Annotated in this window: 20 protein-coding genes; 11 read left to right on the top strand and 9 right to left on the bottom strand. The window is 49.5% G+C overall.

Translation table 11 applies throughout. From position 1 onward, the window contains the following. Window positions 1-45 precede the first annotated feature (45 nt). Entirely contained in the window at window positions 46-417 is a 372-nt protein-coding gene (locus tag KNO98_RS11325; RefSeq protein ID WP_026824534.1) for a YojF family protein, read from the top strand. Beyond that, window positions 414-1064, top strand: a complete 651-nt coding sequence (gene bshB2 / locus KNO98_RS11320) for a bacillithiol biosynthesis deacetylase BshB2 (protein ID WP_214700944.1) — start codon at window positions 414-416, stop codon at window positions 1062-1064. Before KNO98_RS11325 ends, bshB2 begins: the two co-directional genes overlap by 4 nt. 275 nt (window positions 1065-1339) lie before the next feature. Here the strand turns inward: bshB2 and KNO98_RS11315 are convergent, their stop codons facing one another. From KNO98_RS11315 to nhaC, 4 genes are all read right to left on the bottom strand, one after another. Beyond that, window positions 1340-2410, bottom strand: coding sequence for an MFS transporter (locus tag KNO98_RS11315; RefSeq protein WP_214700943.1), 1071 nt, complete (start codon window positions 2408-2410; stop codon window positions 1340-1342). Window positions 2411-2575: 165 nt separating this feature from the next. Then, entirely contained in the window at window positions 2576-3088 is a 513-nt protein-coding gene (locus KNO98_RS11310; RefSeq protein WP_214700942.1) for a type 1 glutamine amidotransferase domain-containing protein, read from the bottom strand. An 82-nt stretch (window positions 3089-3170) separates the two neighbouring features. Further along, window positions 3171-3755, bottom strand: a complete 585-nt coding sequence (locus KNO98_RS11305) for a DNA-3-methyladenine glycosylase (RefSeq protein WP_214700940.1) — start codon at window positions 3753-3755, stop codon at window positions 3171-3173. 84 nt (window positions 3756-3839) lie between these two features. Further along, window positions 3840-5216, bottom strand: a complete 1377-nt coding sequence (gene nhaC / locus KNO98_RS11300) for a Na+/H+ antiporter NhaC (protein WP_026824539.1) — start codon at window positions 5214-5216, stop codon at window positions 3840-3842. Window positions 5217-5433: 217 nt separating this feature from the next. Here nhaC and queC point away from each other — a divergent pair, with 217 nt between their 5' ends. From queC to queF, 4 genes are read left to right on the top strand one after another with little or no spacing between them, the layout of a single operon-like run. Continuing rightward, on the top strand, window positions 5434-6078 hold the full coding sequence (gene queC / locus KNO98_RS11295; RefSeq protein WP_026824540.1) for a 7-cyano-7-deazaguanine synthase QueC: 645 nt from the start codon (window positions 5434-5436) through the stop codon (window positions 6076-6078). Continuing rightward, window positions 6075-6533, top strand: a complete 459-nt coding sequence (gene queD / locus KNO98_RS11290; RefSeq protein ID WP_026824541.1) for a 6-carboxytetrahydropterin synthase QueD — start codon at window positions 6075-6077, stop codon at window positions 6531-6533. The genes queC and queD overlap by 4 nt, the downstream gene beginning before the upstream one ends. Beyond that, entirely contained in the window at window positions 6515-7225 is a 711-nt protein-coding gene (queE, locus tag KNO98_RS11285) for a 7-carboxy-7-deazaguanine synthase QueE (RefSeq protein ID WP_214700939.1), read from the top strand. The genes queD and queE overlap by 19 nt, the downstream gene beginning before the upstream one ends. 11 nt (window positions 7226-7236) lie before the next feature. Beyond that, complete coding sequence (gene queF / locus KNO98_RS11280) at window positions 7237-7725, top strand: preQ(1) synthase (protein ID WP_214700938.1); 489 nt, start codon at window positions 7237-7239, stop codon at window positions 7723-7725. A 30-nt stretch (window positions 7726-7755) separates the two neighbouring features. Here queF and KNO98_RS11275 read toward each other — a convergent pair whose 3' ends face one another. After that, the gene (locus KNO98_RS11275; RefSeq protein ID WP_026824544.1) at window positions 7756-8412 is read right to left on the bottom strand and encodes a TVP38/TMEM64 family protein; all 657 of its coding nucleotides are present in this window, start codon (window positions 8410-8412) and stop codon (window positions 7756-7758) included. 111 nt (window positions 8413-8523) lie between these two features. On the opposite strand from KNO98_RS11275, the gene KNO98_RS11270 reads away from it, so the two are divergent. After that, window positions 8524-9021 (top strand): hypothetical protein, encoded by a 498-nt coding sequence (locus tag KNO98_RS11270; RefSeq protein ID WP_026824545.1) that lies wholly within the window; start codon window positions 8524-8526, stop codon window positions 9019-9021. Window positions 9022-9045: 24 nt separating this feature from the next. Here the strand turns inward: KNO98_RS11270 and KNO98_RS11265 are convergent, their stop codons facing one another. The 3 genes from KNO98_RS11265 to KNO98_RS11255 form a co-directional block, all read right to left on the bottom strand. Continuing rightward, window positions 9046-9534, bottom strand: a complete 489-nt coding sequence (locus KNO98_RS11265; protein ID WP_251130017.1) for a hypothetical protein — start codon at window positions 9532-9534, stop codon at window positions 9046-9048. A gap of 87 nt (window positions 9535-9621) precedes the next feature. Continuing rightward, on the bottom strand, window positions 9622-10113 hold the full coding sequence (locus KNO98_RS11260) for a GNAT family N-acetyltransferase (protein ID WP_353047910.1): 492 nt from the start codon (window positions 10111-10113) through the stop codon (window positions 9622-9624). Window positions 10114-10138: 25 nt separating this feature from the next. Continuing rightward, window positions 10139-10903, bottom strand: a complete 765-nt coding sequence (locus tag KNO98_RS11255) for a TrmH family RNA methyltransferase (RefSeq protein WP_051545919.1) — start codon at window positions 10901-10903, stop codon at window positions 10139-10141. Window positions 10904-11123: 220 nt separating this feature from the next. Between KNO98_RS11255 and KNO98_RS11250 the strand changes: the two genes are divergently transcribed. The 3 genes from KNO98_RS11250 (at window position 11124) to KNO98_RS11240 (ending at window position 14891) form a co-directional block, all read left to right on the top strand. Then, a complete protein-coding gene (locus KNO98_RS11250; protein WP_026824549.1) occupies window positions 11124-12752 on the top strand; it encodes a PTS transporter subunit IIBC in 1629 nt (542 codons plus the stop codon). Window positions 12753-12803: 51 nt separating this feature from the next. Continuing rightward, window positions 12804-13595 (top strand): endonuclease/exonuclease/phosphatase family protein, encoded by a 792-nt coding sequence (locus KNO98_RS11245; RefSeq protein ID WP_214700937.1) that lies wholly within the window; start codon window positions 12804-12806, stop codon window positions 13593-13595. A gap of 117 nt (window positions 13596-13712) precedes the next feature. Then, window positions 13713-14891, top strand: coding sequence for an MFS transporter (locus KNO98_RS11240; RefSeq protein ID WP_214700936.1), 1179 nt, complete (start codon window positions 13713-13715; stop codon window positions 14889-14891). Window positions 14892-14926: 35 nt separating this feature from the next. Here KNO98_RS11240 and KNO98_RS11235 read toward each other — a convergent pair whose 3' ends face one another. Continuing rightward, on the bottom strand, window positions 14927-15631 hold the full coding sequence (locus KNO98_RS11235) for an alpha/beta hydrolase (protein WP_214700935.1): 705 nt from the start codon (window positions 15629-15631) through the stop codon (window positions 14927-14929). Between the two features lie 73 nt (window positions 15632-15704). Here KNO98_RS11235 and KNO98_RS11230 point away from each other — a divergent pair, with 73 nt between their 5' ends. Beyond that, the gene (locus KNO98_RS11230; protein ID WP_026824553.1) at window positions 15705-16970 is read left to right on the top strand and encodes a purine/pyrimidine permease; all 1266 of its coding nucleotides are present in this window, start codon (window positions 15705-15707) and stop codon (window positions 16968-16970) included.

Raw genomic sequence — 16970 nt, 5'->3', positions numbered from 1 at the left:
CGGAACCGCGTGTTTCGGGTCATCCTTTCCATTGGAGGGACAGACGTGAAAGCAATTCAACCCAATCACATTCAACAATATTTGGACAGTCACGTCGCAACACCGCTTTTCGTACATGTTGAGACAACAAACGGTGCCTATGCGACACATAACGACCCCGACTTTCATAATGCCGGGATGTTTATTCGTAACGCTAAAATCGAATATAGCATCGGTCAAATTAAAGGAAACGGACCTTATCGAGTCGGATTAAAACTTGATCATGGCTGGCTCTATGTGGAAGGTTTGACCGATTTTGAAGTGCATGGCGAGCAGCTGTTACTCGCTGGTCACGATCGTCTCGGTCGCCTGGCATGTGCACTTCATATCGATGTAAAACCGCTCCCTCAAGGAGCTTCGGAGGTGGAAAATCAATGAATGGACCATTACTCGTCATCTTCCCACATCCAGACGATGAGGCGTTCAGCTCAGCCGGAACGATCATTCAACATCGTCAAAAAGGGCTTCCGGTCACGTATGTCTGTTTAACACTTGGTGAGATGGGGCGCAACATGGGCTCCCCAATTTTTACGTCACGTGAAGAACTCCCTAAAATTCGAAAACGTGAATTAGAAGAGGCTTGTCGGATGATGGAAATCGAAGACCTGCGCATGTGGGGTCTTCGTGATAAAACCGTCGAGTTCGAAGACGAAGCCGCACTCGCTACTCGTTTCCGCGCCTTGATTGACGAAGTGAAGCCGGAAACCGTCATCTCATTCTATCCAGAATATGCCGTTCACCCGGACCATGAAGCGACAGCTCGTGCTGTCGTACGAGCACTTCAAGAGATGGGAGAAGCGCGCCCTGAGTTTTTAGGTGTCGCCTTCGATCGCCGCACAGAAGAAGAGCTCGGACAACCTCACGTGATCGTCGATGTGACGGAAGAAAGTGAACAGAAGAAAGACTCCCTCTTTGCCCATCGTTCTCAGACGGAAGGTCTTCTACGCGCCATTGACAATGCAGAAAACGCCCACGTCATGGAGTTACTCCAACGTGAGCGCTTCTATCATTATCCGTTCTCATGATTCATAGGCTAGGCGGGTCATATACAGCAAGGCCCCGACGGTCCCAAGACCAATCAACGTTCCGAATACTACAACGAATTGTCCCATGTTTTCACCTCTTCTAGACTTTACGAACGTTTCAATTGATTGGTTTCAAACAGGGCACCCACTTATTAGGGTGTGCTGTTTTTTTATGTACAAAATTTGATTATTTTCATCATACACCCAATATCCTGTCATTTCGTCCGTCTTAAGACGTAAAAACAGACATGGCTTATGGCCCATGCCTGTCATGATTAAGAGTGAATCGCATGAACGAACCAAACGACAAGTCCGATTAGTATGAACGCAAGAAATAGCGACGATGTCGTTCCCCCAATAAAGACAATCCCTAAAATGAGGATACCGAGATGCCATAGCATCGAGATAGACGATTCCGTCGTCGCGCGAATGGATGAAGGAACTTGATGGTGCAAAAGTCCATAATAGAGCGGCTCCATCGCCCCATATAGAAGTCCCAACAATCCCATCACACCAATTCCGATTGGACTCGGAAATAAGCCGATGAAGAGAAACCCGCCACCCATCACCCAACCGAATCGCTTCAACCAACGTTCTGAAGGCGCAAAATGCACGATGGTACCTGCGAACAGCTGCCCTGGCAACTGAATCAAGAGCAACCCACTTGAAATGACACCGAACCAATAAATCGGAACGGACACATCGCGAGCGTACAGTTGCCAAAATTCATCGATGAAATTGAAGGCAGACACCGCTGCCAAAAAACTGATTGTGACATGCCGAAGTTGCTTCTTCGACCAAACGAATTGAAACCCTTTGAACAAATGCCGCCACGTCAAACGTTCCTCTCGCTCTCGATGAGTCGGTTCGACAAGAAATAGGCTAGAGATGGTCGCAATCATCAAACTCAAAATCGAGAGCTTGTAGTTCCACTCCATGGGAAGGTACTGAGCCAAAACACTTCCGCTCAATGCCGCCATCACAGCGGCCACGATCCCAATCGCGTTCAGTTTCCCGAGTACCCGTTCGAATGACGACGCTTCGCGACTTTCCTGTAACGACTCGTACAGCAAAGCATTTTCTGCCCCACTTCGAATGACCGACCCGACGGCTGAACAACTGATGGCGACAAAGAAACCGGTGAACGTGAAAGAATACAAAATGACAATAAACGACAGCCACTCTAATCCGACACCGATTTGGATGAGTCGACGCCGTGACGTATGGTCCGCCCATACACCAGTTAGTACTTCTAGTAGTACGATGATGAGCGCATACACCATCTCTAAATAAACGACTTCCTGAATGGAGATGCCCCGTGACTCCCAGAACAGTCGTTCAATCACGTATGCAGGAATCAGCCCTTCAAACCAACGAACCCACCCTAGTCGGACAACGTTTCGACGAACTTAACTCGGTGAACGTGCTCGTTTTCTCACTTGAATCTCCTCCTTACTTGTCTATTCCCGAAAACACAAAAAAACCACGAGACGAATCTCGTGGTCGACGTGTTATTTTAATAAGTTGAGAATCTCGCGGTTGAACGCCGGAATGTCATTTGGCTGACGGCTCGTCACGAGCTGGTTTTGGCAGACAACGACTTCTTTGTCCGCATATTTCGCTCCGGCATACTCCATGTCGACTTTAATCGATTTGTAGCCGGTCGCATCACGACCTTCAAGCGTCTTCGCCGTAATCAATAGCTGTGGTCCGTGACAGATGGCAAACACAGGCTTCTTCGCGTCCATGAAGGCTTTGGCGAACGAAACGAACCGCTCGTCTTCACGTAACAAGTCAGGTGAGAATCCGCCTGGTAAGAGAAGGGCGTCAAAATCTTCTGGCGATACATCGTCAATCGATTGATCGATGTTCACTTTCGCCTCTCCTTGTTTTCCTTCTACCGTATTGCCTGCTTTCTTCTCGATTGTCACGACGTCATGTCCCGCATCCACCAATGCGTCACGGGGACCCGTGAATTCTACATCTTCAAACATATCTGTAATGAGCGTTGCTACTTTTGCCATGTTCTAAACACTCCCTCTGTTTGTTTTATGCACATAGGAACTGTTCCACAGGCATGAATCCGTTAAACATCTCAAGGAGCATTCAACGGAACTTCGAGACGTACGGATTGTCGCGTTCAAAGAAGCGATACGGGTAGTCACGGGCCTCGCCCGTATTCGGAATTCCGATACGTGGACCCGCCTCGATCACCATTTCAGTCTCACCTTCCGCAATATAGAGCGGGTCTTGTTGGAACGAGTGTCCGTATAAATCCATCGTGATTCCGAGTGCTTTCGTCAACTTCCCCGGACCGTTCGTTTGGTCATATCGCTTCACCCCGGGACGGTTCGCCGCAACCCAGTCGTGTCCTTGAATCGGTTCGACGGCCCGAATCAACACGGCTTCCGGTGTGCCGACCGGTCCACTGACCACGTTCAAGAGCGTATGTGTATGCATTTGATACGTGTATACATGTCCCGGTTTTCCGAACATGACTTCCGTTCGCTTCGTCCGACGTCCCCCGAAACTGTGTGCCGCTCGGTCGATGGCACCGAGATAAGCTTCTGTCTCGACAATCTTTGCGATGATGTCGCCTTCCGGGTGTCGTCTCACCAAATATTGACCGAGTAAGGAGCGGGCCAAATCGAGTGTCGGTTGTTCATAAAATGCCACATCGAGTCGCTTCATAGTTCCACCTCCGTTTGTTCCATTTTCTCAAAAGTCGTATCCTTCATACAAAAAAGATGCCCTGCACGGCAGGACATCACTCATTTACGATGCGATTTTTAGTGATTCATGCTGCTTCCCCAACCGAACGTATCCCAAAATGATAGAGAAGACCGGGCTGAGCCAAAGGAAGAACGCAAATGGTGCATATTCCAATACAGGTACACCGAGCGTCGCTGCGAAGAACGCTCCGGAGACACCCCACGGAATGAGTGGGTTAATCACAGTCCCACCATCCTCAAGCGCACGTGACAAGTAGCGTGGGTCAATCCCGCGATCGATGAACCCTTGTTTGAACGCCTGTCCTGGCAAGAGAATCGATAAGTACTGCTCTCCCGCGAGCAAGTTGACACCGATTGAACTGAGGACGACCGAGAGGACCGAACTTCCTGGTGATTTCAACCGCTCGAGCAACGATTCAACGATGGCTTGGAAGACACCGAGTTCGCGCAACAAGCCACCGAATGCAAGGGCAATCAAGACGAGACTAACCGACCAGAGCATCGATTCAAGACCACCACGATCGAGTACCGTCGCAATCGTCTCGTTCTCGACACCTGACTTGAATCCAGACTGCATGACGCCGAGCCAGTTCGAGATGCTCCAGTTTCCTTGAACGAATCCAGCCGTCAACACACCAGCGAACATTCCGACGAGCATCGTCGGCAAGACCGGCATGCGGCGAAATGCAAGCACTGCGACAAGAACAGGGGCAATCAACGTGAGCCAAGAAAGATCAAATCGTCCGCCGAGCGCTGCCTGTGCTTCCGCGATTTGTGTCGTATCGGCAGTTTGACCACTTCGTCCGAGGAATGTGAATAAAATCAATGTGATGATAAAAGCTGGGATTGTCGTCCCCATCATAAAACGAATGTGGTCGAACAGTTTGACACCCGCCACTGCCGGGGCAAAGTTGGTCGTATCCGACAACGGGCTCATCTTGTCTCCGAAAAGCGCACCCGACACGATCGCACCTGCGGCGAGAGCCGGCGAGATGCCTAGCGCCGTCCCGATTCCGAACAAGGCGACACCGACCGTACCGACTGTCGTAAATGCGCTTCCTGTGAATGTTGAGACGATCATCGTAATTAATAAGACACTTGGTAAAAACCATTCAGCAGAGATTGTATTTAATCCGATGGAGAGGATCGTCGCGACCGTTCCGGACATTTGCCATACCCCGATGAGCATCCCAATCAACAACAGAATCAACACCGGCATAATCGCTTCACGGATCCCGTTGATCATTGCTGTTTCAATCTGTTTGAAGTCGCGTGAACGATAATACGCGTATCCACCTACTATTACCATTGTGCCAAAAATCGCCATGTGTGGCGTCGCTTTGGCCAAAAACATCAGTGCGAGCAAGGTGATCCCGCTCATTAACACGACGAATACAGCTTCTTTTCCTTTCATCTGCATCGACGTCCCCTCCTTTCGTTATATCCTAATTATTTATTATTCCACCTAACCGCTTAAACGCTTTTATGCACAAAAGCGCATTAGTGATGTTTTTTACTATACTCGCTTCCTTTCTCCCTGTCAAACGACTTTTTATGATAAATTAAATGCTTGAGGGTGACCTCCGGAGTTCGTAACCTCCTCCGACATCAAAACTAGCGAAAAGGAAGTGTGCTTCATGCAACACGAAAAAGCATTGGTCGTCTTTAGTGGTGGCCAAGATTCAACCACTTGCCTGTTTTGGGCAAAACAACAATTCTCTCATGTGGAGGCGGTGACGTTCGCATATGGTCAACGCCATGATGCGGAAATCGAGGTCGCAAAAGAAATTGCGACAGAACTCGATGTCCCACACCACATCCTCGATTTGTCCCTACTCGGACAACTCACATCGAATGCGCTCACGAGACACGATCTCGACATCGACAATGCGGACGTCCCAAACACGTTCGTTGATGGACGCAACCATCTATTTTTATCATTCGCGGCCGTCATGGCCAAACAACTCGGTATGCACCACATCGTGACCGGTGTATGTGAAACGGACTTTTCAGGTTACCCGGATTGCCGAGACCAATTCATCAAATCACTCAACGTGACACTCAATTTAGCGATGGATTATCCATTCGTCATCGACACACCGCTCATGTGGCTCGATAAAAAAGAAACGTGGGCACTCGCCGACAAGCTCGGTGCGTTCGACTATGTCAAAGAACGCACGCTCACTTGCTACAACGGTGTCATCGGTTCAGGTTGTGGAGAATGTCCGGCGTGTATCCTTCGCCAAAACGGACTCACAGCTTATGAGGAGGTGCGCGTATGAAACATGCTCCGTTCCTCGCTCCGACAAGTGTCGAATCAAAACAAGAAGGATCGCTCATCTACTGTCCGCATCGCGTTCAAATCGTCAAAGAAGTGACGTTCGACGCGGCGCACCATCTATTTGATTATGACGGCAAATGTCGTGCCCTTCATGGTCATACGTACAAACTCCAGATGGGTGTCAGCGGCTTTCTCGACAATCGTGGGATGACACTCGACTTTGGTGACTTGAAGACCATCTTTAAAGAAGAGCTTGAGCCTTATCTCGATCATCGCTATTTGAACGAGTCACTCCCTTATATGAATACAACTGCAGAAAACATGTGCTATTGGATTTTTGAACAGTTGGCGACACACTTGCCGAATGAACGCGACGTCCGCGTCGAATTCGTCCGTTTGTATGAAACGCCGACGTCGTACGCTGAGTTCCGCCGTGAATGGTTGGTGGAATCGTGAAAATCCCTGTTCTTGAAGTGTTTGGACCGACCTTCCAAGGAGAAGGCCGCGCCATCGGACAAAAGACGATGTTCGTCCGGACCGCCGGTTGCGATTATCGCTGTTCGTGGTGCGATTCCGCCTTCACGTGGGACGGTTCAGAAAAACCGGATATGCTGACAGCAGACGAGGTGATTGCACGCCTTGACGCACTCGGTATGTATGATTACGTCACCATCTCGGGGGGCAACCCGCTCCTCATCGCAGCCATGGAAGACCTCGTCGTGAAGTTGAAAGAACGTGGCATCACATTAGCTGTCGAGACGCAAGGTAGCCGCTCTCAAGACTGGATCACACAAATCGACGACGTGACCCTCAGTCCGAAGCCCCCGTCGTCTGGTATGAAGACAAACTGGGAACAACTCGACGCGATCGTCGAACGGTTGCGTCCGGAGCAAACGACATTTAAAGTCGCCGTGTTTGATGAAGTGGATCTTGCCTACGCAAAAGAAGTGCAACAGCGCTACTCACCGGACGTCATGTATTTATCTGCCGGTAACCCAGATCCTGGTGCTGATGGTGATATCACCGATGCCCAGATTCGTCGCTTGAAACAGCTGTGGGAAGACGTCGCACGCGACCCGTCTTGGCAAAGCGTCCGCGTCCTACCCCAACTACACACATTACTGTACGCCAACGAACGTGGCGTGTAAGGAGAATGAACATGAGACCAGCAGACTTACAAGACCTCTCGCTCCTCGGACAGAAGAGCGTCCCTTACATTTTTGAATACACACCGGACGTACTTGAGGCGTTCCCGAACCGTCACCCGGAGAATGATTACTTCGTCAAATTCAACGCACCGGAATTCACGTCCCTGTGCCCGATTACGAATCAACCGGACTTTGCGACAATCTACATCTCGTACATCCCGGATGAAAAGCTCGTCGAGTCGAAGTCGTTGAAACTGTACTTGTTCAGCTTCCGTAACCATGGCGACTTCCACGAGAACTGCATCAACGTCATCGGGAAAGACCTCGTCAAGTTGATGGAGCCGCGCTATCTCGAAGTGTGGGGTAAATTCACACCGCGTGGCGGCATCTCGATCGACCCATACTACAACTACGGAAAACCGGACACGAAATACGAAAAAATGGCAGAACATCGTCTGTTCAACCATGACCTCTACCCTGAGACGGTCGACAATCGTTAATTGAAAAGTAGGCGCTCCATGTGGAGTCGCCTACTTTTTTTGATAGCGATGAATCTGTCGTTTAATCGGTTCACGAAACACCGTCGCGATGAGCGTCAATACGAGCATGATCCCAAATGCCAAGGCGATGAGCGTCCAATCACCGCTAGCGATACTACTTCCGAGAAAATTGTTTGCGAACGCCCCCGGAATCATGCCGACGACGGTCGCAAACAGATACGCCGGCACCTTTACTTTCGCCAAACCTGAAGCGTAGCTGACCAAATCGAAATTGACGAGTGGGATGAGACGTAAGATGAGGACATAAAAGAATCCGTCTTCTTCGATTTTTTGTTGAATTGCTTCATAGTTCGTCGATTCAAAATGATGCAGGAAACGATCGCCGAAATAGATAGCCACATAATAAGCGACGAGGGCACTTAGCGTCGCTCCGATGACAGTATAGATGACGCCAGGTATGATCCCGAATGCCAAACCGCCTGCGACCGACAGGACCGATGTCGGAAACAGGATGAGCGGTCGAATGGTGAATAAAATGATATAGATCAAGGGAGCCAACCATCCGAATTGAATGATGTAGTCCCGAATGTCGCCTGGACTTACGTCAATCCACTGATACAGGAACGTCGCTGTCCCAAACAAGAGTAGGACGAATGCGATCATCCACTGTGTTTTCCATTTTTTCATCGTCCCTCCTCCTTCCTATTTGTTTTTATTCCCCTAATCCAGGATGTCATCCACCTTTTTTCGACCATCTCGATGTGGTACGGTTAGAAAAAGCAGAAGGAGGAAATCGATATGAACCTTGCAGATGCCCTAATATTAAAACAGTTGCTCCATGAGCAAATCGATACATTGACCGAAGAGATTGAGAACGTAGCGTTCATCTCAATCGAAGCGACTGAATCCATTCCGACGATTCAGTCCCGTTCTCTTCAAGACATCGAGATGGAACTGGAACATATCCGTCTTGACTTACGCCAACTCGACCGCTTGATTCAAGAAGAGAACGTCCGATCCGTCGTCGAAACACACGACGGTCCACTCCCACTCGTCGAAGCGATTGAGCTTGCCATTCAGTTACGTGTTCAGGCACGGCTTTATGAAAAGTTGTCACTTCGTCCGAAAAAAGAATATGTACACGGGGTCGCCGTAATCAAACATGCCTTGTACGACCCAGAACTATATCGTTTGAAGGCACGTGACATTAAGAAACGGGCCATCCGAATCGAAAGTGCCATCCAAGCTGTCCGTCATCAAGCAGACATTGAATTTGATGCATCACGATACATGTAAAAAGCGAAGGAACCCCTTCGCGTTTTACATGTGATTATGGTGATTGTGATGGATGTCGTGGTGACTCGACGAGGAACGGCTACGCGGGGGTGCTTCATCGGCAAATTTCTCCCCGTCCAAAATCCCGAGACGTTTATATTGTCGGTCGACCCGCTCTTTCGTCTCCTCACGAATGGAATTAGACTCCATAATCAGTTGATAGCACCCGAGCGCGACACGGAACGGCTCCATGCGTGTACGCTCAATGGAAAAGGAATCGATTCCTCGTAAATAGTCTGCCAATCGTTCGGCCGTATCGTCGGCCGGGTCATCGGCGAGCTGCGAGGCGAAGCGCTGTAAGTCTTTCAACGTACTTGATGTTTTAGAATAGTTCATTCCTGATTTGATAAACGCAAAAATAATCAGACCGAACACAACCATGAAAATGATTGGAAACACGCCAAATAACCCATTAAAGAATGAATCCCCTATCGAGTTACTAAACGGATCTCCACTAAATCCAAACACTGTCATTCCAAATTCCCCCTTTTTCTTTATGTACGTTCATTCAATCGAATTGGTTTCATCAAAAAACCGCGATCAAACGACCGCGGCATTTATTCAACTATTCAATTGTTTCTCCATCATGATGCGTGGCTCTCCATCTTCTGTGTAGGCGCCCATGATGTCATATCCACAAAGGAGGTTCAAGATGATGACTCCTTTGTTCGTATTGCGTGCTTTCGTCCGAATCGAATGGAACCCTTGCGCTTCGACCCACTCGAGTTGCGTGTCCATCAGCTTGCGACCGATACCATGCTTTTGAAAGTCCGGGTGTACGCCGCCCGCCCAGCTATAAAATCGATAAGGCTCTGCCTCATAGCCAATCTTAAAGCCGATTAGCTGATCTTCTGAGAATGCTAAGAGCACTAACGGATTGGCGTGTCGATACAGGCGCTCTTTAAATCGTAACTGATCGAGGTCGCCATATAACGTGCGATACAGTCGGAAGAAATCCTCTTCAAAATCTTTAAAATTGTTTGTCACATCTTTTACGATAAATGAACTCGTCGTACTCATCGTTCCATCCCCTTTCAGTTTCTGGACAAAGATTCCGTACGTCTTTTCCTTTCGCCGTTCATTCCGAATTTCCTGTCTCCCGTTCGAAAGCCGTGACGCCTTTTTGTTTATATAGTCCGAGCGAACGTTTCGGTAGACTCTTGACCATCCAGTCTTTAAAGATGCGTGCTTGATCCTCGACAGGCAGTTCATAGCCATCCGTCACGATATGACGAGACCGTGTCGTGACATCATACAAGGAGATTGCAGCCGCCACGGAGATGTTCAAGCTTTGTACGTACCCTTGCATCGGAATGACAAAGTTCCCGTCCGCCTGCTTCAGTGCCGCTTCCGACACACCACTATGTTCATTCCCGAATAGAAGAACGGTTGGCTTCGACACATCGACTTCTTCGAGTGGGATTGCTTCCTCACTTAATGCCGTCGCATACACTTGATAGCCGCCTTCTTTTAAGGAGTCAATCGCTTCTTCAATGGAGCCATGCTCTACGACGTCCACCCAGCGATCTGCGCTCTTGGCGATGATCGAGTTCGGTTTAAACTTCGCTCGCCCTTCGACCACGTGTAATGTCTGTACCCCGAACGCATCGGCCGAACGTAAGACGGCAGATTGGTTGTGTGGATCGTCCACACCTTCCGTTAAAATCGTGATATGGTTCGTTCGTATATTTAATACTTCATACATCCGTTTGATTCGGTCCGGCATGAGCATCTCATAGAGAGGAAGATCCTCTTTCAATAAGACACCTTTCTGTAGCAACTCTTCTTTTAATTCAATCTGCTCCTCTTTCGTCAAAGCAGATGTAGTCTGTCTCCATCCCATCTTTCTCGCTCCCTTCAACCTATCATATTGTAGCTAGATTCGATTCGACTGACAAGTTTGCCCCTATGTACCCCAATCTGTTTAAAGAATGAAAAAAATGAAAATAGCGAAAACGGTTGCACGAATTTATGCAATCGATTACAATTATTCATGCAAGCGATTGCACTATTGGCAAACATAAAAATAGACAAAACTCCCTCACAGGAAGGAAGCGTATAGTATGAAAAAAATGATCTCATTCGATTTCTGGCAGAAACTTGGCAAGGCCTTAATGGTCGTCATCGCCGTTATGCCAGCTGCCGGTTTGATGATTTCGATTGGAAAACTGATTGGAATGTCAGCCGGAGATGTCGGTATTTTATTAACGACGGCTCGCATCATTGAAGATTTAGGTTGGGGAATCATCGTCAACTTACATATCCTCTTCGCAGTCGCGATTGGTGGTTCGTGGGCAAAAGATCGTGCAGGTGGTGCGTTCGCAGCACTCCTCGCCTTCATTTTGATTAACCGTGTCACGGGAGCCATCTTCGGTGTCAACGGCGCCATGCTTCAAGACCCTGAAGCGACAATCGATTCACTATTCGGTGCAAACCTTGTCGTCGCGGACTACTTCACATCTGTACTCGGTTCACCTGCCCTCAACATGGGTGTGTTCGTCGGGATCATCGCCGGTTTCCTCGGTGGTGCACTTTATAACCGTTTCTACAACTTCAACAAGTTGCCGAACGCCCTCTCGTTCTTTAACGGGAAGCGCTTCGTACCATTTGTCGTCATCCTTGGTTCAGTCGTTGCTGCCATCGTTCTATCGATTGTATGGCCAACAATTCAAGGGGCGCTCAACAGCTTTGGTGAGTGGATTGCCACATCTCGTAACACGGCTCCAGTACTCGCCCCATTCATTTACGGGGCACTCGAACGTCTACTCTTGCCGTTTGGCTTACACCATATGCTCACAGTACCAATGAACTACACGGAACTCGGTGGAACGTATACGATTTTAACAGGTGCGACAGCTGGATCGGTCGTTGCCGGGCAAGACCCTCTCTGGTTGGCATGGGTGACGGACCTCGTCAACTTGCGTGCTGCTGGTGATACTGCCGCATACAACGCGCTTCTCGCCGATGTCGTTCCGGCCCGCTTCAAAGTCGGTCAAGTCATCTTGTCATTCGCTGCGTTGATTGGCGCCGCATATGCGATGTATCGTAACGTCGATGCAGAGAAAAAAGAACAGTACAAGCCGATGTTCTTGTCAGCCGCACTCGCTGTCTTCTTGACAGGTGTCACAGAACCAATCGAGTTCATGTTCATGTTCGTCGCACCAGTTCTTTACGTCGTCTACGCACTCATGGCGGGTGCTGCCTTCGCCTTGGCAGATATCATCGACCTACGTGTTCACGCTTTCGGTGCGATCGAACTCTTGACGCGCATCCCGATGATCGTCAAAGCAGGACTTCTTCAAGATTTGATCAACTTCGTTCTCGTTTCTGTCGTATTCTTCTTCCTCAACTTCGGTGTATTCAACTTTTTCATCAAGAAGATGAACTTGCCAACGCCAGGACGTAACGGGAACTACATGGAAGAGACGACAGAGAAGTCATCTGTGACAGGTAACGAACAAGTCATGGGGATTATCACGCTTCTCGGTGGGGAAGAAAACATTGAGGATGTCGACGCATGTATGACTCGTCTTCGCGTGACCGTTAAAGACGTCACACTCGTCTCTGACGAACAAGAATGGAAGAAAAATGGCGCTATGGGTCTGATTGTGAAAGACCGTGGGGTCCAAGCCATCTACGGCCCGAAAGCCGACGTATTGAAATCAGACATTCAAGACGTCATCGGTGCATAATCTATCGGCCAACTCGCTCGAGAGTTGGCCTTTTTCTAAAGGAGGACTATCGTGAACATTTTAACGCTCAATTGTCATGCCTGGTTAGAAGACCGCCAACAAGAGAAAATTGATGCCATCATCGAACGCATTGCGAGCGAAGAGTACGACCTCATTGCGCTTCAAGAAGTCAATCAACATAAAGAGGCTCCAATCCTCTACGGGAACATCCGTGAGAACAACTTCGCACACGTCCTCGTCGAGCGCCTGAAAGAGTTAGATCTTCCCTATCACATGACATGGGACTTTGCTCATTACGGATATGACATTTATGAGGAAGGCGTCGCCATCTTGTCACGTACGCCGTTTCTATCGACCGATTCATTCTTCGTATCGAAGACGACGGACCCTGACAATTACAAGTCCCGTAAGATTGTCAAAGCCGTCATCGAAGGAGCAGATGCTCCGACGACCGTCTACTCGTGTCACCTCGGGTGGTGGCATGACGAAGAAGAACCGGTGAAGCATCAACTCGACGAACTGCTACGTCACGTCGAGCATGACGATCATGCGCTTCTACTCGGCGACTTCAACAACGATGCCTTCATTCGAGGCGAAGGATACGATTATTTGATGGAGAAAGGGCTCCAAGACTTGTTCCATCTCGCAACGGAACGCGAAGGCGATGCGACCGTCCAAGGGAAAATCGCTGGATGGGATGAAAACAAGAAATCGCTCCGCATCGACTTGATGTTGACGAATGCACCGATTCACGTCTCCCGTCATGCCGTCGTCTTCGATGGCGAGAACGGCCCCGTCGTCTCCGACCACGCCGGTGTCGAAGCGACCGTGTTTTGGCGCTGATTCACCTTTTTCTTCCGACTTGGGAGAAAAGGGTTTTTCTTTTGGGGAAAATCTTGTAACGTGATAGAAGACTGATGTCTAACTACTAATGAATGAAATAGAAAGAAGTGTTTGAACATGAAGACAAGCTCGCTCAGTCGAAGCGACTGGACCCTAGTCCTATCCCTCTCCTTATTAACCTTCGTTCTCGGAACGAGTGAATTTGTCATCGTCGGGATATTGCCTGATATCGCAAGCGGTCTATCCATTTCCATCGCGACGGCAGGAAGTCTCGTATCGGCATTCGCCATCAGCTTCGCCGTCGGCACACCCATCATGATGTCCTTGACGAGCCATCTCCCAAAACGTAAATTGATGCTCGGTCTGACCATTCTGTTCACTATTCTGAACTTGTTGAGCAGCCTGGCCCCACTGTATGAATGGTTACTCGTCTTACGCATGTTGACGGCCGTCGTCACAGGTGTCTTGATTTCGCTCGCCATGCTCGTCGCCAGTGAAAGCGTCCCTCTAACAAAACGAGGTGTGGCCGTATCCTTTATTTTCGGTGGCTTCACGATGGCTAACGTGTTCGGGGTTCCAATCGGGACGTTCATCGGACAACAGGCAGGCTGGGAATCGACTTTTTGGTTGACGACTTTTCTAGGTGCGATCGCCTGGATTGCCATTTATCGTGTCTTGCCGAACCAGTTGTCTCAAGAAAAAGCATCACTTCGTGAACAATTGATATTGCTGACGAATCCGCGCATTTTGATTGCCTTCCTGATTCCGGCGTTCGGTTTCGGGGCAACGTATGTCGTGTATACGTATCTCGTGCCGATTTTAAAAGATGTACTCGGTGTACCGGTCGCTTGGGTCAGTCCGATTTTATTCGCATACGGATTCATTTCGATTTTCAGTAATATCGCTGCCGGAAAAATCGCTAGTCACAATCCAATCGGACGCCTACGGTTCGTCTTTCTCGTCCAGGCGTTCGTCCTGGCCGCGCTATTTGTGACGACGTCGAATGTGACGCTCGGTCTTCTCAATATCGCACTCATGTCGTTCATGGCAATTTTATTGACGACATCGACTCAGATTTATTTGATTGATTTGGCAGAGAAGTTCAATCCGAACGCCAAAGGTCTCGCCTCGTCACTCATGCCGGTGGCGAGTAATGTAGGAATCGGACTCGGTTCCGCTCTCGGTGGTGTCGTCTATGCGACGAGCCCGATCATGACGCTCGCGCTCGTCGGTGGATTGGTCGCCCTCGTCACAGCCGGGTTGACTGCAGTCAGTTATTCGCTCGACCAACGCTAAAACGTGCGCACCTCGATGCAGGTGCGCACGTTTTTTTATAACCATTCGAGAATCGCCGAAAGGACTTCGTCCAATTGTTCTTTCGATGTAAGCGGACTTTCCTGATCTCCTTTTTGGGGACCATACATCCCGAAGTTCGCATGATTCCCGTCTTCAATTTGTACGAATTGACTATCGTCAGGAAGATCGTTTCGACTCGCATCGATGTCTTCCGGGACGGCCAGTCCATCCAATTCACCTGAAATCGATAGCACGCGTAAATCACTATCGACCATCGAACTGATCGGATACGAGGCGAGGAAAATCACACCATCCACCAACTCTTGATGCTCGAGCGCGTAACCCGATGCCGCTGAACCTCCAAGAGAGTGACCGGCCACGATCCAGCGTTCAATCTTCGGATGCGCCTCAATGATTGGACCAGCTGCGTCGATATCCAAAATACCTAAGTTAAGACGAAGCGACGGAATGGCGACAAAGTATCCTTCATCGGCTAGACGTGTTCCGTAATAGGCATACGCCTCTTTCTCAACTTTCGCCCCTGGGTATAGAATGACCCCGACCTCGCTCGCCGTGTCGCCGAACTCGAGACGATTGTCGACGACGGCCCCCTCTTCCGCATACTGCGTCGCTTCATCGGTCGGTCCATACGTGAACTGTGTCCAAACGAAAAAGCCAGCGACCGCGATGACAAGCAGTCCTAAGACTACCAGTCCTGCCCATTTAAAGAATTTCTTCATTATATAGCCTCCATTTGCATCCACTTCATCATAACGTTACACTAATAAGAAAAAGCATGATCAGGGGGACACCATGACCAGAAGTAATGTAACCACGACGATTCAGTGGTTTATTTTTATTTTAGCTACAAATATTGTACCACCACTCTCCATCGCCGCCTTGTTTGAACTGTCACCAGATGAGACGATGACCTTCATATCCCGCTCACTCTTCATCTTCGCACTCTTTAGCATCGTCCAGACGATGCTCGGGCATCGCCTCCCGATTCTCGAAGGGCCCGCCGGCATTTGGTGGGGTGTCTTCACCCTATACGCATCCATCGGTCCCGCCCTATACGGAAGTCAGCAAGAGACGCTGCAGGCACTCGGTTTTATGTTGTTCTTGAGCGGGATCATCGGCGTATTGTTGACCGTCACCGGTATCTTGAGACGCATGCTTTCCCTGTTTACACCGCAAGTGCTCGGCGTCTATATGATTTTGCTCGTCCTCCAATTATCAGGGGCTGTCATCAAAGGCGGCTTCGGGGTGACGGAAGACGGGATCAACATCGTCCAAGCCGTCGCGACGGCTGGTCTCGTCTTGTTCGCACTCACGCTCGAGCAAAGTCGCTTCAAGCAATATGGACTCGTCATGACACTATTCGTCGGATTCGGTTTGTTTCACTTACTTAACCTCGGGAATCCAATCGTTCGTTCGGAATCCTTCTTCCTCGTACCGGAATTGCTTCCGTTTGGAAATTGGGTGTGGGATTGGAACTTGTTGCCGACGGCTTTCGTCATCACCTTGCTTCTCATGACGAACGTACTCGCGAATATCAAGTTGATCGAGCGCATCGTCAGTTCTCGTGAAAAACGAGAAATCAAAGGGAACGTTCCCGCGTCGGGTGTCGCCAGTGGTGTCAGTCAAATCGTGGCCGGTCTCTTCGGTACACCGGGTCCTGTCGCTATTTCAGGGACGGCCGGATTCCTCTCTTCTACGGAGAGTGTCCAACGCGCCCCTCATCTGATTGCTCACGCCCTCATGATGGGGTTAGCACTCATCGGTCCATTCGTCTCGTTGATTGCGAGCATCCCGGCCGCTGTCGGCTATGCGATTGTGACTCCGCTCATCGCGACGATGATCATCATCGGAATCAATGAGGCAGCCTTTGAATTAAAACAATCAACGGCTTCTCTCACGGTCGGTCTCCCGCTCGTCATCGGTGCCGGAGCAATGCTTCTGCCACCCGGTTCGATGAATGATTTGCCACCGCTCCTTGCGACCGTCTTCTCTAACGGACTCGTCCTCGGAACGATCGTCGCCTTGACGACAGCCATCTTAAGTAAAATCAAGGATTGA

The sequence above is a fragment of the Exiguobacterium sp. s57 genome (genome assembly GCF_018617685.1).
Classification (GTDB): Bacteria; Bacillota; Bacilli; order Exiguobacteriales; family Exiguobacteriaceae; genus Exiguobacterium; species Exiguobacterium marinum.
This window is presented reverse-complemented; position numbering and strand designations above follow the sequence as displayed.